At 43.5% G+C, this 23675-nt stretch carries 22 protein-coding genes; 16 read left to right on the top strand and 6 right to left on the bottom strand.

The features are described 5' to 3' along the window. The first annotated feature begins 313 nt into the window (after positions 1–313). The 3 genes from dusA to L5L98_RS18725 all read left to right on the top strand — a co-directional run bounded on the left by dusA (position 314) and on the right by L5L98_RS18725 (position 2186). Complete coding sequence (gene dusA, locus L5L98_RS18735) at positions 314–1333, top strand: tRNA dihydrouridine(20/20a) synthase DusA (RefSeq protein ID WP_263142826.1); 1020 nt, start codon at positions 314–316, stop codon at positions 1331–1333. Between the two features lie 210 nt (positions 1334–1543). Next, positions 1544–1834, top strand: a complete 291-nt coding sequence (locus tag L5L98_RS18730; RefSeq protein ID WP_263142825.1) for a hypothetical protein — start codon at positions 1544–1546, stop codon at positions 1832–1834. Positions 1835–1985: 151 nt separating this feature from the next. Beyond that, positions 1986–2186: a PspC domain-containing protein gene (locus L5L98_RS18725; RefSeq protein ID WP_263142824.1), complete on the top strand. Its 201-nt coding sequence runs from the start codon at positions 1986–1988 to the stop codon at positions 2184–2186. A 132-nt stretch (positions 2187–2318) separates the two neighbouring features. Here L5L98_RS18725 and L5L98_RS18720 read toward each other — a convergent pair whose 3' ends face one another. Beyond that, positions 2319–3056: an enoyl-CoA hydratase gene (locus L5L98_RS18720; protein ID WP_263142823.1), complete on the bottom strand. Its 738-nt coding sequence runs from the start codon at positions 3054–3056 to the stop codon at positions 2319–2321. Between the two features lie 33 nt (positions 3057–3089). On the opposite strand from L5L98_RS18720, the gene L5L98_RS18715 reads away from it, so the two are divergent. The 3 genes from L5L98_RS18715 to L5L98_RS18705 are packed head-to-tail and all read left to right on the top strand — an operon-like array spanning position 3090 to position 5292. Continuing rightward, on the top strand, positions 3090–3572 hold the full coding sequence (locus tag L5L98_RS18715; RefSeq protein ID WP_113941529.1) for a copper chaperone PCu(A)C: 483 nt from the start codon (positions 3090–3092) through the stop codon (positions 3570–3572). 11 nt (positions 3573–3583) lie between these two features. Beyond that, the gene (locus L5L98_RS18710; protein WP_105251468.1) at positions 3584–4552 is read left to right on the top strand and encodes a DUF2333 family protein; all 969 of its coding nucleotides are present in this window, start codon (positions 3584–3586) and stop codon (positions 4550–4552) included. A 2-nt stretch (positions 4553–4554) separates the two neighbouring features. Further along, positions 4555–5292 (top strand): TIGR04219 family outer membrane beta-barrel protein, encoded by a 738-nt coding sequence (locus tag L5L98_RS18705; RefSeq protein ID WP_263142820.1) that lies wholly within the window; start codon positions 4555–4557, stop codon positions 5290–5292. 76 nt (positions 5293–5368) lie between these two features. On the opposite strand, the gene tolC is transcribed toward L5L98_RS18705, so the two are convergent. Continuing rightward, entirely contained in the window at positions 5369–6676 is a 1308-nt protein-coding gene (gene tolC / locus L5L98_RS18700; RefSeq protein WP_105251469.1) for an outer membrane channel protein TolC, read from the bottom strand. Positions 6677–6920: 244 nt separating this feature from the next. Here tolC and nudF point away from each other — a divergent pair, with 244 nt between their 5' ends. From nudF to parC, 7 genes are read left to right on the top strand one after another with little or no spacing between them, the layout of a single operon-like run. Beyond that, on the top strand, positions 6921–7523 hold the full coding sequence (nudF, locus tag L5L98_RS18695; RefSeq protein WP_028759445.1) for an ADP-ribose diphosphatase: 603 nt from the start codon (positions 6921–6923) through the stop codon (positions 7521–7523). 6 nt (positions 7524–7529) lie between these two features. Beyond that, positions 7530–7970, top strand: a complete 441-nt coding sequence (locus L5L98_RS18690) for a DUF1249 domain-containing protein (protein WP_105251470.1) — start codon at positions 7530–7532, stop codon at positions 7968–7970. 15 nt (positions 7971–7985) lie between these two features. Then, on the top strand, positions 7986–8825 hold the full coding sequence (gene cpdA / locus L5L98_RS18685; protein ID WP_105251471.1) for a 3',5'-cyclic-AMP phosphodiesterase: 840 nt from the start codon (positions 7986–7988) through the stop codon (positions 8823–8825). 26 nt (positions 8826–8851) lie between these two features. Further along, positions 8852–9427 (top strand): YqiA/YcfP family alpha/beta fold hydrolase, encoded by a 576-nt coding sequence (locus L5L98_RS18680; RefSeq protein ID WP_263142818.1) that lies wholly within the window; start codon positions 8852–8854, stop codon positions 9425–9427. Between the two features lie 56 nt (positions 9428–9483). Then, a complete protein-coding gene (parE, locus tag L5L98_RS18675; protein WP_263142816.1) occupies positions 9484–11370 on the top strand; it encodes a DNA topoisomerase IV subunit B in 1887 nt (628 codons plus the stop codon). Between the two features lie 52 nt (positions 11371–11422). Beyond that, positions 11423–12595, top strand: coding sequence for a PQQ-dependent sugar dehydrogenase (locus tag L5L98_RS18670; RefSeq protein ID WP_105251474.1), 1173 nt, complete (start codon positions 11423–11425; stop codon positions 12593–12595). After that, complete coding sequence (gene parC / locus L5L98_RS18665; protein WP_198573784.1) at positions 12588–14864, top strand: DNA topoisomerase IV subunit A; 2277 nt, start codon at positions 12588–12590, stop codon at positions 14862–14864. Before L5L98_RS18670 ends, parC begins: the two co-directional genes overlap by 8 nt. A 166-nt stretch (positions 14865–15030) precedes the next feature. Here the strand turns inward: parC and L5L98_RS18660 are convergent, their stop codons facing one another. Both L5L98_RS18660 and L5L98_RS18655 read right to left on the bottom strand, forming a co-directional pair. Beyond that, the gene (locus tag L5L98_RS18660) at positions 15031–16140 is read right to left on the bottom strand and encodes a porin (protein ID WP_263142813.1); all 1110 of its coding nucleotides are present in this window, start codon (positions 16138–16140) and stop codon (positions 15031–15033) included. 435 nt (positions 16141–16575) lie between these two features. After that, on the bottom strand, positions 16576–17640 hold the full coding sequence (locus L5L98_RS18655; RefSeq protein WP_263142811.1) for a porin: 1065 nt from the start codon (positions 17638–17640) through the stop codon (positions 16576–16578). A 426-nt stretch (positions 17641–18066) separates the two neighbouring features. Between L5L98_RS18655 and tcdA the strand changes: the two genes are divergently transcribed. Further along, a complete protein-coding gene (gene tcdA / locus L5L98_RS18650; RefSeq protein ID WP_263142810.1) occupies positions 18067–18876 on the top strand; it encodes a tRNA cyclic N6-threonylcarbamoyladenosine(37) synthase TcdA in 810 nt (269 codons plus the stop codon). Positions 18877–18962: 86 nt separating this feature from the next. Here tcdA and L5L98_RS18645 read toward each other — a convergent pair whose 3' ends face one another. After that, entirely contained in the window at positions 18963–20588 is a 1626-nt protein-coding gene (locus L5L98_RS18645; protein WP_105251479.1) for an ATP-binding protein, read from the bottom strand. Between the two features lie 168 nt (positions 20589–20756). On the opposite strand from L5L98_RS18645, the gene L5L98_RS18640 reads away from it, so the two are divergent. Beyond that, positions 20757–21368, top strand: a complete 612-nt coding sequence (locus L5L98_RS18640; RefSeq protein ID WP_105251480.1) for a superinfection exclusion B family protein — start codon at positions 20757–20759, stop codon at positions 21366–21368. A 141-nt stretch (positions 21369–21509) separates the two neighbouring features. Here L5L98_RS18640 and L5L98_RS18635 read toward each other — a convergent pair whose 3' ends face one another. Continuing rightward, positions 21510–21641: a DUF3149 domain-containing protein gene (locus L5L98_RS18635; RefSeq protein WP_105251481.1), complete on the bottom strand. Its 132-nt coding sequence runs from the start codon at positions 21639–21641 to the stop codon at positions 21510–21512. Positions 21642–21952: 311 nt separating this feature from the next. On the opposite strand from L5L98_RS18635, the gene L5L98_RS18630 reads away from it, so the two are divergent. After that, a complete protein-coding gene (locus L5L98_RS18630) occupies positions 21953–23542 on the top strand; it encodes a bacteriohemerythrin (RefSeq protein ID WP_131524106.1) in 1590 nt (529 codons plus the stop codon). The last annotated feature ends 133 nt before the right edge of the window (positions 23543–23675 follow it).

Here is a 23675-nt window from a genome sequence, read left to right as displayed (position 1 = left end):
CTCTATCCCATCGCGTCTTACGTAATCCCATTTTATATGGCTATTTTCGGCATTGTGGAGTGCTATCAAAAAGGCGTCTTGGCCTTGAGTGTCTTAGCTGACTTTGTAAAAGTACGATGTTCGCTGTAAACTGTCTCACTTTTTGCTTCACCCTAACGACGCATTTGTAGTGTGTTGTTCAGTACGTGTTTTCAGGTCAATTACTGGGAACACCATCTTGAGCGCTCAATCTTATAATTTGGGATACCTCACAGGATGCCCGGCAATTAGACAAATGCACAAATGTGTAAAAACAGCTTAAAATGTGAGCGTGATGATTCAGTCTAAAATGAGTAAAAACCCTGTTATATCAACTATTCCAATCGATAGGACCTTTTCTATTGCACCCATGTTGGATTGGACGGACCGTCATTATCGTTATTTTGCACGTTTGATGTCGGCTAATGCTTTGTTGTATACGGAAATGGTGACAACAGGAGCGATATTGCATGGTCGCGGTGATTACTTGGCGTATAACCAGGAAGAACATCCTTTGGCGTTGCAGTTAGGTGGCTCTAATCCCTTAGATTTGGCTCGTTGCGCTAAACTCGCTGCTGAGCGTGGCTACGATGAAGTTAACCTCAATGTGGGTTGTCCTTCCGATCGAGTGCAGAATGGTCGCTTTGGCGCGTGTCTGATGGCGGAACCTGAGTTAGTGGCTGAGTGTGTTGACGCCATGAAACAAGTCGTTGATATTCCTGTGACTGTGAAAACGCGTATCGGAATTGATGAACAAGATAGTTATGCGTTTTTAACCCAGTTTATTGATGTGGTCAGTGCCAAAGGTTGTACGGATTTTACTATCCATGCGCGTAAGGCGTGGCTTCAAGGGTTAAGCCCAAAAGAGAATCGCGAGATCCCGCCGCTCGATTATGAGCGTGTGTATCAACTTAAGCGTGATTATCCTGCACTTAATATTGGTATTAATGGCGGCGTAACAACTCTCGAGCAAGCACAAGTTCATTTAGTGCAGCTCGATGGAGTAATGATGGGGCGCGAGGCTTATCAGAATCCTTATATTCTGGCGCAGGTGGATCAAATATTGTGTGGCAGTCAAAAAGCAGTGATCAGCCGAGAGGCTGTGATTGAGGCTATGTTGCCTTATATTGAAGCGCATTTGCAGTCTGGTGGCCGGCTCAATCATATTACTCGTCATATGATAGGTTTATTTCAAGGTTTACCAGGTGCCCGTGCTTGGCGTCGTTATTTGAGTGAAAATGCCCATAAAAACGGCGCTGGGATAGAAGTGGTAAAACAGGCTTTTCAGAATATTCAGGCTGAAGTCGCTGAGTAATTTCTAATCAACTTAAAAGATGGTGAAATTTACTAGTTTGAGTAGTATTTTTCACCACTTGTTATTTCCTAATTCATTCCTATATCTCATTCCGTTCACTTAAAATGCTTTAAAGTGATTAGAATCATGCTGTTAAAAATATTATTATAAGTTGGCACGCAGTTTGTAATAGTCCCTTCGTCAAGTTAATTAATCGAAAGGGATGCCATCATGTTTATGTTAACCATTAAAAAATCAGTACAAATGAGTGTGTTATTAGGCGCGTTAGTCGGTAGCGTTGCAGCACACGCAGAAGCCGCACCAATATCAGATGTTGTGGGAACTATTGAGCAAACATTAACTGCGCAGACACAAGAGTTGTTCGTCAGTGTAAAGCGTGAATTTGTGATGTCATTGCAAACACAACTGGCTGAAAGTATTTATGACTTCAACAGTCAACTTAGCTTAAACGCTGAAAATAAAGGTGAATCGGCAGGTGCCGATGAATATAGCGCTAAGTAAAGGATCTGCTTATGTGGTTTGTAGCACCTTTGATGACATTGCTACTGTTACCTGTAATTAGTCTTGCGTTGTTTTCAGGCATTATTTGCTGGTTTCAGTGGCATAGTGTTAGTGATAAATAAGTTAGCGATGAACTGAGCCGAGGTTTTAGATGAAACGATTAAAAGTGCGTATGGAGAGTCCAGAGCGGTTAGTGTGTGGTGTTGCCGCTGGTATGGCATGGAAATTTGGTTGGTCTTGCTTTTGGACTCGAGTGGTGTGGGCTGGCGCTACCGTATTTATGCCTGGCGTGAGTTTGTTGATTTACTTTGTTTTAGCACTGTTAGTTGATCAATGGAAAAAACCAGCCTAATCATGCAGTGATGGCTGGTGTTCGATGAGCTAATAAGTGGCTTTTTTTGATTTAAAATGATGCAGTTAAACCTATCAACAAGAGGGCACTTTGACCCTCATGCGAAAATGTATGTGTATACTGCCTTGCAGACTACTTTTTCAAAAAAGCCTGAAATTTGCTTTTGGCTTCATCACTTTTTAGCCTAGCGCTAAATTGTTCAAGTTCTTGGTGCATTTGGTGTTGTACACGATTTTTATGCGGACGCATTAATTGACGTGTGATTTGTAGTGCTTGTGGCGGTTGATTTGCCAATTTTTTTGCCTGAGATAATGCATAACTGAGTAAATCTTCATGGGCCACAATTTCGTTGATCATATTGAGTCTATGGGCCGTCTCGGCATTAAAACTTTCACCAAGTAGCAGTAACTCAGCCGCTTTTTGATAACCAATGAGTTCTGGTAAGAGTAGGCTAGCCCCCGCTTCCGGCACGAGAGCCAAGTTGACGAAGGGAAGTTGAAATTTCGCCGTGTTGTCAGCGTATACCAGATCGCAATGTAGCAGTACGGTTGTACCTATACCGACGGCGGCACCAGAAACAGCAGCCACCAGAGGTTTTTTGAGTTCGAGTAGACAAAATAAGAAACGTACTGCGGGATGATTTGGCCCTAAGTCACTATTTTTCAAAAAGTCAGCAACATCATTGCCTGAGGTGAAACAATTATCTTGGCCATGGAGCATAAAGGCACGAATGTCGTTGTCTGCTTCACCTTCGATCAGGTATTCTGTCAGTTGTTTATACATATTAAGATCAAGTGCATTGCGTTTATCAGGGCGATTAAAGCTAATAATACGCACGCCCTGATCATCCTGAACCTGTATATGACTCATGGGTTGTTTCCTTTACGACGACATTGGGTAGACATGGAGTTTAAGACATTGAAACCAATATTCAAACAGCTGTTTAATTGTCTAGTTTTATCTTGTGCATCATTTTCAGCGTTGGCGAACGTAGTCATGACTGAAGGTCATATACGCGCCATGCCTGAGACAGTACCAAATACTGCCGCTTACTTTACGCTTGAAAACCACACAGATAAAGCGATTCGTCTTATCGGTGTCAGTACGACTGTGGCAAAGGATGCCCAATTACACACGATTATCGAAGACCAAGGCATGGTGAAGATGCGCCATGTTGAAGGTTTTGACATCCCCTCCCATGGCACATTAACGTTAACGCCGTCAGGGGATCACGTCATGTTGCTTGGCTTAAAAGCGCCATTGGTGTTAGAGCAACAAGTTGAACTGCAATTAGAGTTTGACGGTGGCGAGAAAATGGCAATTACCCTGCCTGTTAGTAAAGCAGTAGAAAACGCCGCAGAGCAAGAGCATCATCACCATCATTAAGGAGTCGCTTGATGCAAATTACATGGAAAAAAGTTACCGGGGTCGGTTTATTTTTAGTATTAATCGGTTATGGCGTGAGTGTATGGTGGAGTATCGAACCGGATCCGATTAGCCCTCAACAATTAACAGCATCCAATAAGAATATTGTTGGATACGCTACTACTACATCGCTAATCCTCACAGTCGAAAATTTACTCGATAAGCAAGGTGGTTGGTTATCAAACGATGTGATGCCACCTTCCATCTTCATGGATAATATGCCCGCATTTGAATATGGTGCTTTGGAGCAAGCCCGTGATTTAGCTTTGATTATGCGTAAAGAGTTTAGCCGCTCACAGTCACAATCTGCGGCGGACAAAGATTTAGGCGAAGCCCAATCTAAGCTCAATATTGACCACACTAGCTGGTTAGTACCCAGTGCCGAAAGCGAATATCGCGATGCAATCAAATTGCTGAAGCTTTATCGTGCCCGCATGATGGACCCAAATAATCAAGATGCACAGTTTTATGCCCGTGCTGACAACCTTAATGAATGGTTGAAAGAAGTGCAGAAACGTCTGGGCAGTATGTCGCAGCGTTTATCTGCCAGCGTTGGCCAAGAGCGCTTAAATACAGACCTAGCTGGTGACAATTCGGCGCGTCAATCAACCCCAAATTTGACCAGCCATCAGGTAAAAACCAGTTGGTGGAAAATTGATGATGTCTTCTATGAGAGCCGTGGTGCTTCATGGGCGTTGTTGAACTTTATGCGCGCAGTTGAAGTTGACTTTGCTGACGTATTGAAGAAGAAAAATGCTGAAGTAAGCCTAAGACAGATCATTCGTGAACTGGAAGCGACTCAGCAAACTGTCTGGAGCCCTGTTGTGCTTAATGGCAGCGGTTTTGGCTTAGTCGCTAATCATTCATTGGTTATGGCTAACTATGTATCCCGTGCGAATGCCGCGGTGATTGATTTAACGAACTTGCTATCTCAAGGTTAATTATGAAAAAAACTCTCCTCGCCAGTGCGGTATTAGGATTCTGTATGGCCTCATCTGCCCAAGCGGCAACTGTGGTTGGTTTTACGATTGGTGGTGATTACTGGCGCGCCGATACTAGCGGTACTTTTGCTGATAAAGGTCAACCACAACAAACATTTGATTACAGTTCATCGGCTCAAGGTAGCTACTGGATTGCGGTTGAGCACCCATTGCCATTTGTCCCTAACATTAAAATCCGTGAAAATAGCCTAGATCAGAAAGGTAGCATGTCTGGTGCTGATTTCAACTTCAATGGTCATGATTTTAAAGGTAATGTTACTACTTATACTGATTTGAGTAACACAGACTTCGTGCTGTACTACGAAATATTGGACAACGACATAGTGTCATTGGACCTTGGTGCTGCATACAAGTTAATGAATGGTTCACTGCGCGTGCAAGATCCTGGTCACCCAGAAGAGAAAGATGTCGATAGCGGTATTGTGATGGGTTACGCCAGTACGCATGTAGGTATGCCTGGCTTAGGTTTGTACGGTTTTGCTGATTTGATGCAGGGCGTCAATGAGTCAAGCGTGCACGACTATGCTATTGGTTTAGGTTGGCAATTTGATGGTTTGGCCGTCGATACGCGTGTACGTGTAGGCTACCGTGAATTTTTATTCGATGTGAGTAATTTCTCGGGTGTGAGTGCTGATACTAAATTTAAAGGTTATTTTGCGGGTGTTGAAATCAACTTCTAATTTTGTTGATTTTAACTTTTAAGCATAAAAAAACCGCCAAATGGCGGTTTTTTATATTTAATGACTGAGAGCGTTGTTACTGTGCAATCAAGCCATTATTGATGGCGATAACATCATCTTCATTCAATGTACCCGCAGCTTGCTTTAGTGCAACAACTGAGTTGATGTAGCTATAGCGCGCATCGGATAATTTACGTTTTGAGTCGTACAAGTCACGGGTACGGTTCAAAACATCAACGATAGTACGAGTACCCACTTCGAAACCCGCTTGAGTGGCTTTTAGGGCACTTTCTGATGAAATAACAGATTGCTCATAAGCTTTGATTGAGCTGATAGAAGCACCTACGTTGTTGTAGTTATTACGAACGTTTTTCACTACACCACGGTAAATTTGCTCAAGCTTTTCACTTGCTTCAACATACTGGAATTGTGCTTCATTAACTTGTGAGCTGACTTTAAAACCTTCGAAAATCGGAATGCTTAAGTTGACACCAACGCTGACATTATCAAAATCAGGTTCGTTGAGATTCCCCATTTTTTGCTCAAGACCTTTGTTGTAACCGGCATTTAAGCTTAAAGACGGCATGTGGCCTGCTTGATAAAGCTTAATGGTCTCTTGGGCAATATCTTTACCAATACGTTGAGTCATTAAATCAACACTATTGGTTTCAGCAATTTTTAACCATTCGCTAGATGACGTTGGCGCTGGCGTAACGGCTGAGAAACGGTTGGTATCTAGCACATTAATCGTTTTGTGATCGATGCCGGTGATTTCACGTAAGGCTTCATAACTATTGGCGAGCGTGTTTTCGGCTAAAATTTCAGTGGCTGAGGCTAAGTCATATTGCGCTTGAGCTTCATGCACATCGGTAATCGCGGTTAAACCCACTGCGAAACGTTGTTTAGTTTGTTCAAGTTGACGCTCGATTGCGCGTTTTTCTGCACCTTGGAACTCGTAGTTGTCTTTCGCCGTTAATACATCGAAATAGGCTTTAGTGATACGAGTAATCAAGTTTTGTAATGCGGAAGCATAAGCGGAATCAGCTTGAGAAGCGGCTTTCTCAGCAAGACTTAAACCAACCCAAGCACTGTGATCATAGATGACTTGATTTAATTTCAGGCTACCTACTAGACCACTTGCATCATCCTTCGGATCATTCCAAGCTTTGTCATAACCGACGTTTGCACTAATGGTTGGCAACAGCGGAGCGCGGTTTTGTTCGATTTTCTCAAACAAACCATTACGCTGGGCTTGGGCTTGCAATACGAGCGGGTCGCTGGTCAGTGCTTGCTGATAAATTTGCAACAAATCATCTGCTTGCACCGCTGAAGCGGAAGCCGCAAGTGTTAATGCTGCGCATAAATTATGGATCTTAAATTTCATTTGCTGTCCTTATTAGACAAAATCCCCCCACGGAGGAATATTTTAACTTCGTTTAGACTAAGTAATGCCTTTACCAAGGCGGTTTGCGCTTCCCGACGCTTCCCGATACAGCTAAAACTTAATGACCTAGAGTCTAAGAACTCTGACACTTTCAAGTCAAATTCGAAGTGTAACAGATTTTATTTTAAAAATGTGCTCAAATTGCCTTGATTATAGGCGCAAATTTAACTTTTAAGGATAGAGTATGAAACCCCCTGTTTTTTCGCAAACGGATATTGAGATCTTAGGAAAAAAATCCCTTTATCAAGGTTTTTTCTCAATGGACGAATACACTTTCAAGCATAAATTATTCGCTGGTGGCTGGAGTAAGCCTGTCACTCGCGAAGTGTTTGAACGGGGTCATGCTGTGGTCGTTCTTCCCTATGATGCCAAGCAAGATAAAGTCGTACTCATCGAACAGGTACGCTTTCCTGCATTAGCAACCGCTAAATCTCCTTGGCTTCTTGAGTTAGTCGCGGGTATGATTGCGCCCGCAGAAACGCCTCTGGATGTTGCACACCGCGAATTAATGGAAGAAACAGGCTTAATGGCTAAGCAAATACACAGTGTAAATAGCTATTTAGCGAGCCCCGGTGGTAGTACAGAACGTTTCTATTTCTATTGGGCTGATGTCGATTCAAACGACGCCCGTGGATTGCATGGATTAGCTGAAGAGCACGAAGATATTCGATTGCATGTCATGAGCCGCGAGCAAGCTTATGAGCGAGTGGTTGCGGGCGAGATTGATAATGCGTCGACCGTTATTGGATTACAATGGTTACAATTGAACTATCAGCAACTGGTTTAAGTTGGGATGAATTTGGCTACTTCGAGTCTAAAACGGCGCTATAAACCCAACGTCAGTGATTTTTTAGCACTGTGCGGGCGTAATTATGGTTACATGTTGAAATGGTTACCGTTAGAGATAGCTATCGGTGAGTCATGGCGACTCGAAGGTGAGTTTGGTATATTAGTAGTGCGAATTTTAGAAAATACCAAATATACTCAGCTAGTTGAGATATCTCGTCCCATCGAAATCAAGGAGTTTATCAATACTCCCAAGGTGTTAGTGAGAATTTATCACGATGCTAAATTAGCAGAAGTGTTAACTGGCCAACAGATTTACCAATTACGCCCAGTGTATGATTATCCCAATGTACGCATGTATCAAAGTGATGAAAAGTACCAGGTGAATGCATTCCTGGAAGAGTTATTAAAGATTGGTTACCAACACAGTGTCGTGTGCCAGTCTTAGAATTGGGTATTCAATGTGCTGAAAGAGGCTGTCTCTTACTCCATAGCTGAAGGGGAAAGCGTGCGTATCGTGCAAGTCACAGATCCGCATCTTTTTGCCGATCCTGAAGCTCAGCTATTAGGAGTTAATACTAGCAAAAGTTTTGCTGCCGTATTAAATACGATTAGAGCTGTGGACTATCCTGCTCACTTGATGCTCGCCACGGGCGATTTGAGTCAAGACTATTCGGCTGAGTCCTATCAGCAATTTGTGAAAGCAGTCACCCCCGTTGGCTTACCTTGCCATTATCTTCCTGGAAATCATGACGATCCACGGATCATGTATCTGCACATGCAGGGTGAACAGATTTTTGGGCAGCAGCGTATTCTGGCGGGAAACTGGCAAATCCTCATGTTGGATTCAACCGTGCGGGGAAAGCCTGGCGGCAATATGGCCGAGACTCAGTTCGAATTAATTGACGAAGCCATTGCCGCACATCCTGAATGCCATACTTTACTGGTGATGCATCACAATCCCATCGTTGTGAATTGTACTTGGCTGGATCAGCACTGCATGGACAATGGCGCCGAGTTTATCGCGCGAGTGGCAAAATATCCGCAGGTCAAAGGATTGCTCTGGGGACATGTGCACCAATGTATTGATACCCATCATAATGGGCCCCATGGCACGTTGCAGTTGATGGCGACACCTTCCACTTGTATTCAATTTAAGCCGTTATCGCCTTATTTTGCCTTGGATGGCGTTCAACCGGGTTATCGTTTGCTGGAGTTGAAAGCCGATGGTAGCATCAATACTAAAGTGTATCGCGTACCGGGTAACCATTTTTCCCCCGACAACAACTCTAGCGGTTATTAACGCGAATAGCCGCAGCCTGAGGAAATATGCTGCTTTATATTCACGGTTTTAATAGCTCTCCATTTTCAGATAAAGCTGTGATGACGGCTAAGTACATGGCGCTGCATCACCCTAGTGTGGCCTTCCATCAGCCCCAATTGCCTAATACACCTAAGGCTGCGATGGTGCTCTTAACCGCTTATGTTGAGGCGGCGATTGATGCCAAAGAGCCATTAGCTTATATAGGCTCATCTTTAGGTGGATATTTCGCCAGCTATTTAGCCGAAACCTATGGTGGCAAAGCGGTGTTAGTTAATCCTGCGGTAAAACCCTTTGAGTTGTTCGATGAGTTTATGGGGCCGCAATTCAATCCTTACACTGAACAGCATTATCTTGTCTTACCTGAGCATAAGTCTGAAGTCGCTGAATTTAATACGGCTGTGATCCGCAATCCGGATCGTTTTTTGGTATTATTGCAGACAGGTGATGATGTGCTGGATTATCGCGAAGCGGTCAATAAGTATCATCACTGTCAATTGCGAGTTGAAGCGGGTGGTGATCACAGCTTTGTTGGTTATGAGTCGCATCTGCAAACTGTAAGCCAATTTTTACACTTACCTTGACAAACTGACATGCCGAGCCGCAACATGGCCGGATATAACAACCTATAGCGTGCCCTATGACAAATCAATACACCTCTGACGCCATTGAAGTTCTCAACGGACTCGATCCTGTTAAACGCCGTCCAGGTATGTATACCGACACCTCCAGACCGAACCATTTGGGCCAAGAGGTCATAGATAACAGTGTCGATGAGGCATTGGCTGGTCACGCGACAAAAATTGAAGTTGTTCTACATACTGATAACTCCCTCGAAGTCACTGATGATGGCCGTGGTATGCCAGTGGATATCCACCCAGAAGAAGGCATTCCTGGGGTTGAGTTGATTCTGACCAAATTGCATGCTGGCGGTAAATTTTCGAATAAAAACTACCAGTTCTCCGGTGGTTTACACGGTGTCGGTATCTCGGTGGTTAACGCTTTGTCGCGCCGTGTCGAAGTCACGGTTCGCCGTGATGGCCAAGTGTATGACATCGCTTTTGAAAATGGCTTTAAGGTTGAAGATTTACGCCCAACAGGGACCTGTGGCCGTCGTAATACGGGGACTCGAGTGCATTTTTGGCCCGATACGAGCTATTTTGATTCGGCTAACTTCTCAAATTCAAAACTGATTTATCTACTTCGTGCTAAAGCGGTACTGTGCCCAGGTTTACGGATCAAATTCACCAATAAACAGACAAACGAAGTCCATGAATGGTTCTATGAAAGCGGCCTAACTGATTATTTGAAGGCAGCGATTGGCGACAATTTAAGGTTGCCAGAAGAGCCGTTTGTGGGTTGCTTTAAAGGCCAACTAGAAGCCGCAGATTGGGCCATTACTTGGTTGCCTGAAGGCGGCGAATCTATTGGCGAGAGTTATGTTAACTTAATTCCGACTCCGCTCGGTGGTACCCATGTGAATGGTTTCCGCCAAGGTTTATTGGAATCTATGCGGGAGTTCTGTGAGTTCAGAAATTTAATTCCCCGAGGTATTAAACTGTCACCCGAAGACATTTGGGATCGCGCCGCGTTTATATTGTCGGTGAAGATGCAAGAACCGCAATTCGCTGGTCAAACAAAAGAAAAGCTTTCTAGTCGCCAATGCGCTGCTTTTGTGTCTGGCGTTGTGCGTGACGCATTCTCACTCTGGTTGAACTCAAATACCGAGTTAGCTGAATCCTTAGCCGAAATGTGCATTAATAATGCCCAGAGTCGTTTAAAGGCCGCCAAAAAAGTGGCCCGCAAAAAGGTGACTTCGGGACCTGCACTGCCGGGTAAGCTGACAGACTGTAGTGGCCAAGATCCTATGCGCGGAGAGTTATTCCTCGTGGAAGGGGATTCTGCGGGTGGTAGTGCTAAACAGGCCCGCGATCGTGAGTTTCAAGCCATCATGCCGCTGCGTGGCAAAATCTTGAATACCTGGGAAGTCGATGCTTCGCAGGTATTAGCTTCACAGGAAGTTCATGATATTTCGGTCGCGATTGGTTGCGATCCCGATAGCAGCGATATCTCTGAATTACGTTATGGCAAGATTTGTATCCTTGCGGATGCCGACTCAGACGGACTGCACATTGCTACCTTGTTATGCGCGCTATTTTTGAAGCATTACCGTATCTTAGTTGAGCAGGGTCATGTGTATATTGCTATGCCGCCGTTGTTCCGTATTGATATCGGCAAAGAGGTGTATTACGCCTTAGATGAGGCAGAAAGAGCGGGTATTTTAGACCGTATTGCCGCTGAGAATAAAAAGGGTAAGGTACAAGTCACCCGCTTTAAGGGCTTGGGTGAGATGAATCCTTTACAACTTCGTGAAACAACGATGGATCCAAACACTCGTCGTTTAGTACAGTTGACGATAGATGACATCGAAGAAACGGATGCTTTGATGGATATGTTGCTCGCTAAGAAGCGTTCGCCGGACCGTAAAAACTGGCTTGAAGATAAGGGTGACATGGCTTTACTTTAATGTTGTGCACTATTGCCGATAACAATAAAACATAGGCATAAAGAAAATTACAATGTTGTATATTAAAACTAATAATTATAATTGCTTAAAGGTGTTTTCTGCCGGTTTTACGCTCTTAGCGAGTGTGACGTTATTGCTCTGCAATAGCGCCTTTGCGGGTTCCCAATCGATCATGATTACCGTCGCTAAGGGTTTTGGTTTATCGCTTTATGCCTCGGATATTGGCGATGCTAAGCAGATGGCGATGGGGGCTAATGGCACTTTATTTGTCGGTTCCAATAAGAGCGGCACTATCCATGCTCTCGTTGATAGTAATCAAGATGGTCGTGTCGATAAGCGCTATGTGATAGCCAAAGGGCTTGAATCACCCGATGCGATTGCATTCCACAATGGTGACTTGTTTGTCGCCACTGAAAATCAAATAGTGCGCTTTGTTGATATTGAGCAAAGATTGCGCCGCCCGAGTCGACCCAAAGAGATTTACAGTGACTTACCTTACTCAGAGAAGAAAAGTTCTCGGGCAATTAATTTTGGCCCAGATGGCCGTTTATATGTGTCTATTGGTGCGCCCTGTAACGTCTGTGAAGCGCCAGTGCCTTACAGTAGTATCATAGCGATCAATGTTGATACTGGCGCGAGTGAGCAGATTGCGGCTGGTGTGCGTGATGCAAGTGGATTTGATTGGTCGCCAATAGACAAAAAATTATGGTTTGCCGATCAAGGCCGTGATTGGATGGGGGACAACTTGCCACCCGATGAGATTAACCGCATCGATGTGATAGGGAGTCATTATGGCTTTCCTTATTTACATGCCAGTAGTGTTGTCGAACCCGCCTATGAAAAACCGAAAAATTTAAAAATCACTCTGCCAATGTATGAGTTGCCAGCCCATGTTGCACCCACGGGACTTGCATTTTATCGCGGCAGTCAATTTCCCGATATATACCATAATCAGTTGTTTGTTGCCGAAAATGGCTCGTGGAATCGTTCGAGTAAAGTTGGCTATCAAGTGGTGATGTTGAAGATTGAAGATCAAAAAGTGGTGAGTCGTGAAACGGTTGTTAGTTTCCTTGACGGTGAATTTCCCGTTGCTCGGCCCTTTGCGCTGTTATCGGCATCCGATGGTGCTATGTACATCTCCGATGATTTAAAAGGTAACGTGTATCGCTTGTTTTATAAGGGCGATAGTACTGAAGAAACACAGGAACTAGAAGAAAATGAGTGACGCTATCAAGTTAAGTCTCGATGGGGTAGAGCAAATGCCATTGCGGCGCTTTACCGAAGAGGCTTATCTGAACTATTCCATGTACGTCATTATGGACCGAGCCCTGCCACACATTGGTGATGGACTTAAACCGGTACAGCGTCGAATTATCTATGCGATGAGTGAGTTAGGTTTATCGGCTCAATCTAAGCATAAAAAGTCGGCCCGTACGGTTGGTGACGTATTAGGTAAATACCATCCTCACGGCGATAGTGCCTGTTATGAGGCTATGGTATTGATGGCGCAGCCATTTTCATATCGCTACCCGTTAGTCGATGGCCAAGGTAACTGGGGGGCCCCCGATGATCCTAAGTCATTTGCGGCTATGCGTTATACCGAAGCACGTCTCTCTAAATTCTCTGAAGTGTTACTCAGTGAACTGGGACAAGGTACGGTCGAGTGGGGTGCTAACTTTGATGGCACGTTAAAAGAGCCAAAAGTACTACCTGCACGTTTACCGCATATCTTACTCAATGGTATTACTGGTATTGCCGTAGGTATGGCGACGGATATTCCGCCGCATAACGTGAGAGAATTAGTCTCCGCCTGCGTAGCATTGCTCGATGATCCTAAGCTTGAACTCGAGCAATTGATGGCCTTTGTACCAGGCCCTGATTATCCAACTGAAGCCGAGATTATTACCCCGTCTGCCGATATTGCAAAAATTTATGAGTCGGGCCGTGGGTCATTAAGAGCACGTGCGGTTTACACCGTCGATGGCGGTGAAATCATCATAACGGCGCTGCCGCATCAAGCCAGTAGCGGTAAAATCTTAGAGCAAATCGCCGGTCAAATGCAGGCGAAGAAATTGCCTATGGTGGCCGATTTACGCGATGAGTCGGATCATGAAAACCCTGTGCGTCTTGTGGTGGTGCCGCGCTCCAATCGCGTCGATTGCGATCAACTGATGGCGCATTTGTTCGCCACCACGGATTTAGAAAAGAGCTTTAGAGTTAACTTAAACGTGCTGGGCCTCGATGGGCGTCCGCGAGTTAAAGGGTTGAAAACCTTATTAACTGAGTGGTTAGAGTTCCGCGTTGATACGGTTAAACGTCGTTTAGAATATCGTTTAGACAAGGTGGTATCGCGGTTACATATACTCGAAGCCCTAATGATCGCTTTCCTCAACATTGATGAAGTGATCGAGATTATTCGTTTTCACGATGATCCTAAAGCCGAGTTGATGGCCCGTTTTTCACTCAGTGATAAACAAGCTGAATCGATCCTCGAGTTAAAGTTACGGCATTTAGCTAAGTTAGAAGAATTTAAGATCACGGCCGAACAAAATGAGCTTGAAGCCGAACGCGAAAAACTGGAGCAGTTATTGGGCTCAGAGCGTCGCTTGAAGACGTTGATCAAGAAAGAATTAATTCAAGATGCGGAAACCTATGGCGATAATCGTCGCTCGCCAATCGTATTGCGTAATGAGTCCAAAGCATTAACTGAACAAGAGTTAACGCCGACAGAAGCCGTGACTGTTGTCTTATCTGAAAAAGGTTGGGTGCGTTGTGCTAAGGGCCACGATATCGATCCTTTGTCGCTCTCCTATAAGTCTGGCGACCAATATCTATGTAGCGCGATGGGACGTAGCAATCAGGCCGCAGTGTTTATTGATTCGTCTGGGCGGGCTTTTGCGACGGATAGCCATACTCTGCCATCGGCCCGTAGCCAAGGTGAGCCTATTACGACTCGCTTCAATATGGCACCTGGCGAAACCATGCAGCATGTGTTGATGGGGGAAGAAGACCAATGTTACTTGTTAGCAACGGATGCGGGTTACGGTTTTATTTGTTCATACAACGATATGGTGTCGCGCAATAAAGCGGGTAAAGCCTTGCTGAGTCTACCAACAAACGCTAAGTCATTAACGCCTAAGTTGATCGACCGCACTAAAGAAATGTCACTGCTAGCGATTACAAACGAAGGGCGGATGTTACTGTTTTCGCTAGAAGCGTTACCGCAATTATCCAAGGGTAAAGGTAATAAAATTATTGGCATACCAACCGAAAGAGCCAAGAATCGCGATGAACTTATGACGCATTTACAATTAGTGCCGAGTGATACGCCGGTTACCTTGTGGGCTGGTAAGCGCAAGCTCACACTGAAGCCAAGCGATCTTGAGCATTATCGAGGTGAACGTGGTCGTCGTGGTGCAAAATTGCCTAGAGGATTACAACGCGTCGATAGCGTTGAATTAGGTGACGGTGGTGATGCTTTAGCGAGCATCTAATGCTTTTTAATGGTTTCAATGCTGTAAATAATTAAATGGGTTAACTAAAACCACCTCAGTTTGGCTTAGGTGGTTTTTTATTTTTGGCGCTTTTGGATTAGATTTGAGACATAAAAAAACCTACTGTATTACTACAGTAGGTTTCTATTATCTCTTAGGTAAGAGATTAGAAGTCGTAACGTACACCTACAGAGAATACGTTGTCATCTTGTAGATCAACTTTGTTACCTGCAACAACATGGTCACCGCGGTACATAGCGTATTGGCCGTATACCATAGTTGATTTAGCTAAACGATAGTCAGCACCTAGGCTGAGGTTTTGTACGTTGATGTCAGTTCCTTTGTTAACAAATGATGAACCATCAGCCTTAAGTGTAGTGTTTACGTTTTTGTAAAAGCTGCCAAAGCCAGTTTCATCAACACCGTATTGAGCTTTCAGGTTTACACCGTTCAGATCGTAAGCAACGTTGACGAAATAAGTGTTACCGTCAACTGAACTGTCAACAACACTTTCAGAGGTTTGGAATAAACCACCGACTTTGAATTGGCCGAATTTTGCTTGGCCCACTAAGCGGTACGCATCAACACCCGCAATGCCTTTGTTATAAGCCACTGCAGCGTAGTAGTTTTGCTCTTTAAACTTGCTGTCACCCAATGTCGCGCTTAGTGCGTATAAGCTTTCATTCGTTGCTGGGGCTGGTTTACCGTCGATTAGCAGATCGTTATTATCATCAAATTGATAGTTAGCGTTTAATGTCACTAAGTCTGCTATTTTTGGCGAGTAATACCATACGCCATCAGCACTACGAGTTTGGGCGGTGACTAAACGGTCGATATCGGCGTTAGTGTTGCCGAAAATATCTACAGCGCCTTCGGCTTGTTTAAATACGGTATCGTTACGACCCACTAACACAGTACCTGCGTCAGTTTTTAAACCTAGATAAGTGTTACGTGCTTTGAAAACTTCACCTGCACCAGAAGTGTTTTCAACTTGGAATTCCATTTGGTAAACAATGTCGTAACCAGCAGCAATTTTTTCAGAACCCTTAACACCTAATAGTGAAAAGTTGTTTTCTAAATAAGTACCACCGTTGTTCTCATCTGCGTAGTTTTTTGTATCAACGCCATTGGTGCCAGATTGTAAGGTTGCACCTGTTTGGCTATTGGTTAATGCTAATTCTAAACGACCATAAAAGCTTGGGCCTTCGGCTAGCGCACCGAATGAAGCCAATGCCAATACTGATGCAACTGATGCAGAGATGAATGTCTTTTTCATGTTTTGTGCTCCCTCGAACCTAAGTTCTTATCCATTTTTCATGGTTTTTGTGTGGTTTAACGCATTTGCTACCTGAGTCGGTAACAAAGTTGCCGCCGATTTTTACAGTTTTACGACTCGCAGGCTGTGGCGCAGATCATATTTTTGGCTCTCCTTGCCTATATTCGGGCCATTTCTGGGATCTTTCCTTATATCTTGACTGCAAATTTACCTGAAAGGGGTAAAACTCTATTTTTCACTTACTACTTAAGTGGTAGGTAAGGCGGATTGCCTTAGATAGTGCGTCGGCGAGGGTAACTGTAGCATATACTAATGCTGTAGCAAGTCTGTCATATTGGTTATAGATTTGTGTTTGGGGGCGATATCTAAGCAGAAAAAGCGGCCGAAGCCGCTTTTTTATCAATAAATAACCTTGGGGTTAGTTGATTAATCTATTTAAAAATCAACGCGTAAACCGACAGTAAAGATGTTGTCATTCAGGTCTTGCTTTACATCGGCCAACATAAGATCACCATCGAAGCGTGTGTAGTGACCATAGACCATAGTCTTAGTGCTCAGGCGGTAATCTGCGCCCACACTGAACTGTTGCAGGTCAACATCACGGACCTGTTCTAGGCCACTGTTGTCTTGATCACCAACATAACGGCTCACGTATTTACCTAAACCTGAGTCATCTTTGCCGTACATCATCTTTAGTTTTAAGTCGCCAATTAAGTAGGCCGCGTTGACAAAATAGGTATCGCCTGAGAGATTGGCAAACTTATCATCTACATGCTCACTGTGTTGATATAAGGCACCTAAGATTACGTCACCGAATTTAGCTTGGGCCACACCACGGTAGGCTTCAACGTTGTCAATACCATCACTATAGGCGGCAGCGACATAGTAGTTTTGTGCTTTAAAGGCTTTATCCCCTAAGGTGGCGCTCAGAGCATACATTTGATCTTTGCTATACACGTCGTTGCCATTCTTATCCACTTGGTCATAGTTATCACTCATCAGATAAGTGGCATTAAGCGTCACGAGATCGGCAATTTTAGGTGAATAGTAAGAAATGCCATCGGCGGAGCGTGTTTGGCCTGCAACCAGTAAGTCGATATCAGCATTGGTATTACCGAAAAGATCGAAGCTACCTTCAGCTGCTTTAAATACGGTATCGTTACGACCCACTAAAGCCGTACCTGCGGCACTTCTGATACCTAGGAATGTATTACGGGCATTGAAGGTTTTATTTGAGTTGTCAAAGTTTTCGACACCAAATTCCATTTGATAAATGATGTCAAAGTAAGGGCTTACAGCTTCAGAACCTTTTACGCCTAACCAAGAGAAGTTGTTTTCAAGAACAGTGCCCTCCTTTTGGTTTTGAGTTGCATAACCTGTGTCTGAATTGGTAATGGCAAGATCAGCATGGCCATAGAATTCAGGGCCATCGGCGAGTGCTGTGAATGAATAGAGTGTGAGGCTAGAAATAATAGCCGTCGTCAGTAGATTCTTTTTCATCTTCATTTTCCTGTGCTTATCGCTGTTATATGCATTGATAACTTCAGTATCTATGCATGCTGTTGAGCTTTTATGCGGCAAAGTCTGCACAGACTTGAAATGATAAAGTGTGATCTGGATCAAGTTTCATATAAAGAATGGCTTATTCAACATATTGTTTTACAAGTGAAATACATGTTTTTATTAAGTCGATTACCAAATGACTCTGTGGTAAATGATGGGCCTTTGCTTTTATTACACTTATTTAGTGTTCGTATCCCTTTGCATCTAGTGTTTGGTGGCTGAGGATCTGATTTCGGTTTATGTCGATATCGTTTAGAATCCACGGCACATTTCTGGTGTTGCTTTTAAGCTGTCCCAGCTGGTGTTTACTGGATGCTAGGGCAAGCGTTCCTGCTGTTATTGGGTAATATAAGGTAAGTATTTATGACTGAGGCCTATCAAAATCGATTTGGTGGAATTGGCCGTTTGTATGGACAAAAGGCGTTGGCTAAATTTGCCACATCCCATGTGATGGTAATTGGTATTGGTGGCGTCGGTACTTGGGCGGCTGAAGCCTTAGCGCGGAGCGGCATAGGGCAGATAAGCTTGATGGATTTAGATGATATCTGTGTCACTAATACTAACCGACAAATACATGCTCTTAGCTCCACCATCGGCGGTTCTAAAGTTGCTGTGATGGCACAACGGATACGTGAAATTAATCCTGATTGCCAAGTGAATGAAATTGAAGATTTTATTACATTGGATAATCTAGGCGAGTATTTGCTTGGAGCTAAAGAGGGGGGCAATATTGATTATGTTATTGATTGTATTGATGCCGTTAAGCAGAAGGCTGCGTTAATTGCTTGGTGTAAACGTCAAAAAATTAAGATAGTGACAGTGGGCGGTGCGGGTGGACAGACAGATCCGACGCAAATTCAGTTAACTGATCTCGCTAAAACCTACCAAGATCCTTTGCTAGCCAAAGTGCGTAATATTTTGCGCCGCGAGTATAACTTCTCTAAAAACGTGCAACGCCGGTTTGCTATCGATGCTGTTTTTTCCAGTGAGCAGTTAGTGTATCCCCAAGCCGATGGCTCAGTGTGCGGTACTAAAGCGGCGGCTGATGGCAGCATGAGGATGGATTGTGCTTCTGGCTTTGGGGCTGTGACTATGGTCACTGGGACATTTGGTTTTGTGGCGGCAAGTCGCGTGTTAGCGCGATTGGCACAGCAGGCTCAAGAGGCGGTTTAAACTCTTAAACTAGATTCAGTCAAGATATCACCGCTTTCAAGGGCGGTGATACCCCTTCAATATTATGTAATTTCATTAGGTTATAGTTAGATATAAAAATCTTGTTGATTATTGACTGGTTCACATTGAGTGTATGGAAATTTAATATCAAATTGTGGGCCGCCTAGTTTTGAGTCTGCGCGATAACTCATAGTGCCTTTCAACAGTGTTGCGGCATTGAAGGCCGCTGATAATCCTAAGCCAGTACCACCTTTATTACGATTTGTAGTAAAGAAGGGTTCGAACATGTGCTCAGCAACATCTGCTGGAATGGCTAAGCCATTATTTTGAATGCTGATTTGAATTGATTCTTCATCCAAAGTCGCACTAATGTGGATAAGATTGTCTTCATGTCCTTGGAATGCATGGGTAAAGGCGTTCGAGAGAATATTACTAACAATTTGATTTAACAAACTGATATTGGTTTTGATATTGAGTGTAGGCTCCACGTTGATCTCCGTTGAGGCGTTAACATTGGGATGCATAATTAATGTCGACTCTAGGATTTCATGTAGCTGCTGGTTTAGATTACAGCATTGGTGTTCTTCGTGACTGCGATCGATGGCGATCGTTTTAAATTTTTGAATTAAACTACTGGCTTTAGTGATATTACGGACAATGAGTTCACAGCTTTCTTGGTACTCATTAAGTATTTCATTTATCTCATCTAGTGTGGCTTGATCGCTGTGGATCAGGTCGATCAGTTCTTCAATATGGCTGAGTTGCGCACTTGCCGCCGTCAAACAAATGCCAATTGGGGTGTTTATCTCATGGGCAACCCCTGACACGAGTCCACCCAAGGCCGCCATTTTTTCTTGCTCAACTAAAACCTGTTGTGCTCGTTTTAGTGCGCTAAGGGATTGTTCTAACTCTAGTGTTCTTTCTTTTACTTGCCTTGCGAGCTCTTCTTTATAGCTACGTTCGAGCTTGAGTAGCCGCTCTCTATCTTCTAAGGCTATTTGCAGTTCCGTCTTAGAATTCTTTAAGGCGCTAAATGAGCTTCTAAGTTGTACTTGCATGCTATTGATGGAATCAGCGACTTGTTTGAATTCATCAATTTTTTCATGACGGTCAAATTGTAGTGGCTCGTATTCATGGTCTATGTCGATATTTTTGCAGTATTGGCTGAGTTTATCTAAGTGTTTAGTAATGTTGAACCACACTAAAAATAGAATAAACCCAGCCACTAAGAAGGTTTTGATGCCATTAGAAAGCAGAATGATAATGGCCTTATCATACAAGCGTTGATAGATAGCATCGACATCGACTTGTATTTCGAGTGTGCCGACATTGATGTTTTCAGTCGGTGATTTATAGACTAAAGGAAAGGTTTTATCTAAGGAGTGTTCTTGTTTTTGCTCGCCTGCATTCCATGCTTGGCCGCTGTCATCTTTAATCGAAATATAGTTAATATCGGGCAGCTGAATTAGCCCATTGAGCTGAGTGTTAATGAGCCGCTCGTCAATAACCCAAATACTGGCGGCGAGCACATCTAAGTTCACCTTTTCCATGTTGGAAAATACTCTATCGATACGCACTACATCATTGCGATAATCACTGATCAACTGATACGCTGTGGTGATTAAGGTGATAACAGAACTAAAAAGTACAATAGACAGGGTAAGGTGCCTGCCTATGGGGCTTTTGATAAGTTGGCTAAAGAATGTCAGCATCTTAAATTTTCTTTATGCAATAGCGGCTTGAGATGCTTATAAGCATAGACCTACAGATCCAGAAAGTGCATTTTCTCGCAGATAAAATCAACGAAATATGTCTTAATTTGTGGCATTAAATTTGCTTATTAGCCGATAAGTTCAATTTTTTGTCACTGGGATAGCACTATGTTTAAACTCAAGCTGGATTCAGTTAAGTTTTTTAGCCCGAAGAAAATGATGTTTAGAGTCATGCTGTGGCTTATGGTGAGTTGCTCTGTCTTACTTCTTATTCCTCCTAATGTGCTGGCAGTGCTGGCGCTCGATAAATTTGTGCCAGAACATGCACAGTTTGTTGGATTAGGTCTAATCGTTTCTATCGCTTACTTTTTGAGTCAATTAATTAACTTAGGCTTAGATGAGTCTATCCGTCATTTAAGTGATAAGCGCGTTATTGAGACGATTGAAGCTAAAGTGAATCTACTTGATCCCGCTGAGCGAGCTTTAGTGAGGGAATTCTTTCTTCAAGGCGCCACGATTTTGACTCTGCCGCAAAATGAACCCGCTGTAAAAAGTTTAGTGAATGCCTGCATCTTAGAAAAGCTCGGTAACGAGCGCCATTATGCGATTCAGGGACCGACCGCTGACTATAAGATTGCCATGAAAGCGCGTATGTACCTCAACCGTGATGTGCTGCGTTTGCCAGCAGGTGAGCCGAGCCAAGAAGAAATGCAGTCGTTGATTAAGGCGCGTCCGCAATTTTTGAATGGATTAGTACAAAACAGAAAACACGCAGCATAGGCGTGTTCTACCTCACTCGGATGAGTGCTAGCAATGTTTTAGTTAGCACTTTTAACATGCGAGACAACAAAAAATGGGGGTGATAAGACCCCCTAGATTTTGCATTTATACAAGAAACATGAAGAACAACTGGAGCAAAAACTATGGTTTCGGTGCCGACTTCACAATGAACATCCAAGTGATATAAGACACTATCCCTATTGTGCTAAAGATAACGATCATTGAAAGTAAGCCTATGGGGTTACCAAACATCAGATCTAACCAAAATGCCATGACTGAAATCCTCTTTCCTGTGAAGTCCTCGCTAAATTAGCGGTATTCGATAGCTAAAATACTGATCTCGATCAATAAAAAATCGACATAGGAATACAAAGTCATAACCCTTAGTTAACTCTGTGATCTTGGTCAAATTTAAGGGTATGCTTAACAGCGACGAGTTCAAATAATTTAGCTTTGTTTCTTCTTCCGTTAGCGTCTAGGATTAACCTATTCAACTCGATCGATATTCAGTTAACGCGCTATTCCATTTATTCGTTCTTGTTTTTATATGAAGACGCGATATCAGTTTTTTAAAGGAGTAAAAAATGGATTCTAAAAAAAGTCACAAGGATTCAATGGGATATAATTCTATCTTTGCGCCACTATTGTTGCTGATTTATCCCCTCTATTGTTTGGTGATCACAGGGCACTTTGTTGCCATTTTGTGTTTAAGCGTGCTCGCCGCCATTTTAATGTTCAACATCAATAAATTAATCCGTAATTTGAGACAACTTGAGCGTGCAGCACACCACTTAGGCGAGGGAGATTTGAGTTATCAATTGGAAGAGAAGGATGCGGGTGTGTTCATTAAGGTAGTACATAACATTAATCGCATGGGTGAGGATGTCAGCCGTACGATTTTGTCTTTATCTGATACCTGTGAAGGGATGAAAAAAGTCGCCTCGGATATCAAGGTTATTAGTGAACAGGCAAAGCAAGGCGTGTTAGAGCAAGAGCATCAAACGGAACTGGCAGCCAGTGCGATGACGCAGATGGTTTCAAGCGTACAAGCCGTATCGCAAAATGCGGTGAGTGCTGCGCAGGCAGCTGATATTGCCCAAAGTTCTGCTAAGCGCGGTGATCAAATCATGAATGGCATAGTCACTAAAATTGGCGCTATGTCGCAACAAATCCATGATACTCGAACCGTGATTGAGCACTTGGCCGCCGACAGCAACAATATCAGTAGTATTATTGAAACCATTTCGCAGGTGGCCGAACAAACCAATTTACTCGCTTTAAATGCTGCCATTGAAAGTGCGAGAGCGGGTGAACATGGTCGCGGTTTTGCTGTAGTCGCCGATGAAGTACGTAATCTTGCTAAACGAACATCCGAAGCCACGGTTGAGATCCAGCAGCAAATCGCCGCATTACAAAAAGGCGCACAACATGGTGTTGAAGTCATGTTGAAAAACGTGGCGATTGCCGACGAAACGGCTGATATGGTTGATCAAGCTCACAGTGCACTCGGGCAGATTGTCGCTCAGGTGGAGACCATTACCGATATGTCCCACCAAATTGCCACAGCATCGGGACAACAACATACAGTAGCAGAGGAAATTAATAAAAATATCAGTGTGATGGCTGAGCTAGCCCTGAGTAATGCCTCCCACACCAACAACACTAACTTATCGAGTTTGAAAGTGTATAACATGTCGCAGGAAATCGGCTCCTTGCTGCATCGATTCCATGTGAATGCGGCATTTTTTAATTCGAGTCAGGCGCAAAATAAACTCTTTGTAAAATGGGGGCCTGAGTTAGACATAGGAATGCCTGAGATCAATCGTCAACATCAACGCTTAGTCTCATTGATCAATGAATTACACCGCACATTAAATGAAGAGTATGGACTTGAAGCCATCAAACGTATCGTACAAGGGTTAGTGGATTACACCGCCAATCACTTTGCCTATGAAGAGGAACTCTTTGCGCGTTTTGGTTACCCTCAAACTGACAGCCACAAGGAAAAACACGGCAAGTTAGTTGGGCAAGTACTTGATTTTCAAAAGCGGGTTGTTAGAGGTGAAGATGTTGCCGACGAATTAATGGCTTTCTTGAAAGCTTGGTTGGTAAACCATATTCAAAAAAGTGATAAAGAATATACCGCTTTTTTATTATCCCATGGCGCAGAATAACCCCAAGAGCATGATTTTTGAGCGGTTAAATGCAATTTGTATTAAAGTCGCGGCAAAAGACTTGCCATTGTCATAAGCAAAGGTATAATTCCCAGCACTTAGAGACAGACAGTTGTTTTGATTGTTTCTAAGT

Source organism: Shewanella sp. SM23, assembly GCF_025654295.1.
Lineage (GTDB): Bacteria > Pseudomonadota > Gammaproteobacteria > Enterobacterales > Shewanellaceae > Shewanella > Shewanella oncorhynchi.
Note: the sequence above shows the minus strand (reverse complement) of the source record. Positions and strands in the feature narration are given on the sequence as shown.

Bases quoted from the DNA above. Each gene is read 5' to 3' on its own strand.
- L5L98_RS18655 (WP_263142811.1), bottom strand. From the start codon at position 17,640: ATGAAAAAGAATCTACTGACGACGGCTATTATTTCTAGCCTCACACTC.
- tolC (WP_105251469.1), bottom strand. From the start codon at position 6,676: ATGAAATTTAAGATCCATAATTTATGCGCAGCATTAACACTTGCGGCT.
- L5L98_RS18635 (WP_105251481.1), bottom strand. From the start codon at position 21,641: ATGGCATTTTGGTTAGATCTGATGTTTGGTAACCCCATAGGCTTACTT.
- L5L98_RS18660 (WP_263142813.1), bottom strand. From the start codon at position 16,140: ATGAAAAAGACATTCATCTCTGCATCAGTTGCATCAGTATTGGCATTG.
- L5L98_RS18730 (WP_263142825.1), top strand. From the start codon at position 1,544: ATGTTTATGTTAACCATTAAAAAATCAGTACAAATGAGTGTGTTATTA.
- L5L98_RS18715 (WP_113941529.1), top strand. From the start codon at position 3,090: ATGGAGTTTAAGACATTGAAACCAATATTCAAACAGCTGTTTAATTGT.
- dusA (WP_263142826.1), top strand. From the start codon at position 314: ATGATTCAGTCTAAAATGAGTAAAAACCCTGTTATATCAACTATTCCA.
- L5L98_RS18630 (WP_131524106.1), top strand. From the start codon at position 21,953: ATGGATTCTAAAAAAAGTCACAAGGATTCAATGGGATATAATTCTATC.
- L5L98_RS18725 (WP_263142824.1), top strand. From the start codon at position 1,986: ATGAAACGATTAAAAGTGCGTATGGAGAGTCCAGAGCGGTTAGTGTGT.
- L5L98_RS18710 (WP_105251468.1), top strand. From the start codon at position 3,584: ATGCAAATTACATGGAAAAAAGTTACCGGGGTCGGTTTATTTTTAGTA.
- L5L98_RS18720 (WP_263142823.1), bottom strand. From the start codon at position 3,056: ATGAGTCATATACAGGTTCAGGATGATCAGGGCGTGCGTATTATTAGC.
- parE (WP_263142816.1), top strand. From the start codon at position 9,484: ATGACAAATCAATACACCTCTGACGCCATTGAAGTTCTCAACGGACTC.
- L5L98_RS18690 (WP_105251470.1), top strand. From the start codon at position 7,530: ATGAATTTGGCTACTTCGAGTCTAAAACGGCGCTATAAACCCAACGTC.
- L5L98_RS18645 (WP_105251479.1), bottom strand. From the start codon at position 20,588: ATGCTGACATTCTTTAGCCAACTTATCAAAAGCCCCATAGGCAGGCAC.
- parC (WP_198573784.1), top strand. From the start codon at position 12,588: ATGAGTGACGCTATCAAGTTAAGTCTCGATGGGGTAGAGCAAATGCCA.
- nudF (WP_028759445.1), top strand. From the start codon at position 6,921: ATGAAACCCCCTGTTTTTTCGCAAACGGATATTGAGATCTTAGGAAAA.
- L5L98_RS18705 (WP_263142820.1), top strand. From the start codon at position 4,555: ATGAAAAAAACTCTCCTCGCCAGTGCGGTATTAGGATTCTGTATGGCC.
- L5L98_RS18640 (WP_105251480.1), top strand. From the start codon at position 20,757: ATGTTTAAACTCAAGCTGGATTCAGTTAAGTTTTTTAGCCCGAAGAAA.
- tcdA (WP_263142810.1), top strand. From the start codon at position 18,067: ATGACTGAGGCCTATCAAAATCGATTTGGTGGAATTGGCCGTTTGTAT.
- L5L98_RS18680 (WP_263142818.1), top strand. From the start codon at position 8,852: ATGCTGCTTTATATTCACGGTTTTAATAGCTCTCCATTTTCAGATAAA.
- L5L98_RS18670 (WP_105251474.1), top strand. From the start codon at position 11,423: ATGTTGTATATTAAAACTAATAATTATAATTGCTTAAAGGTGTTTTCT.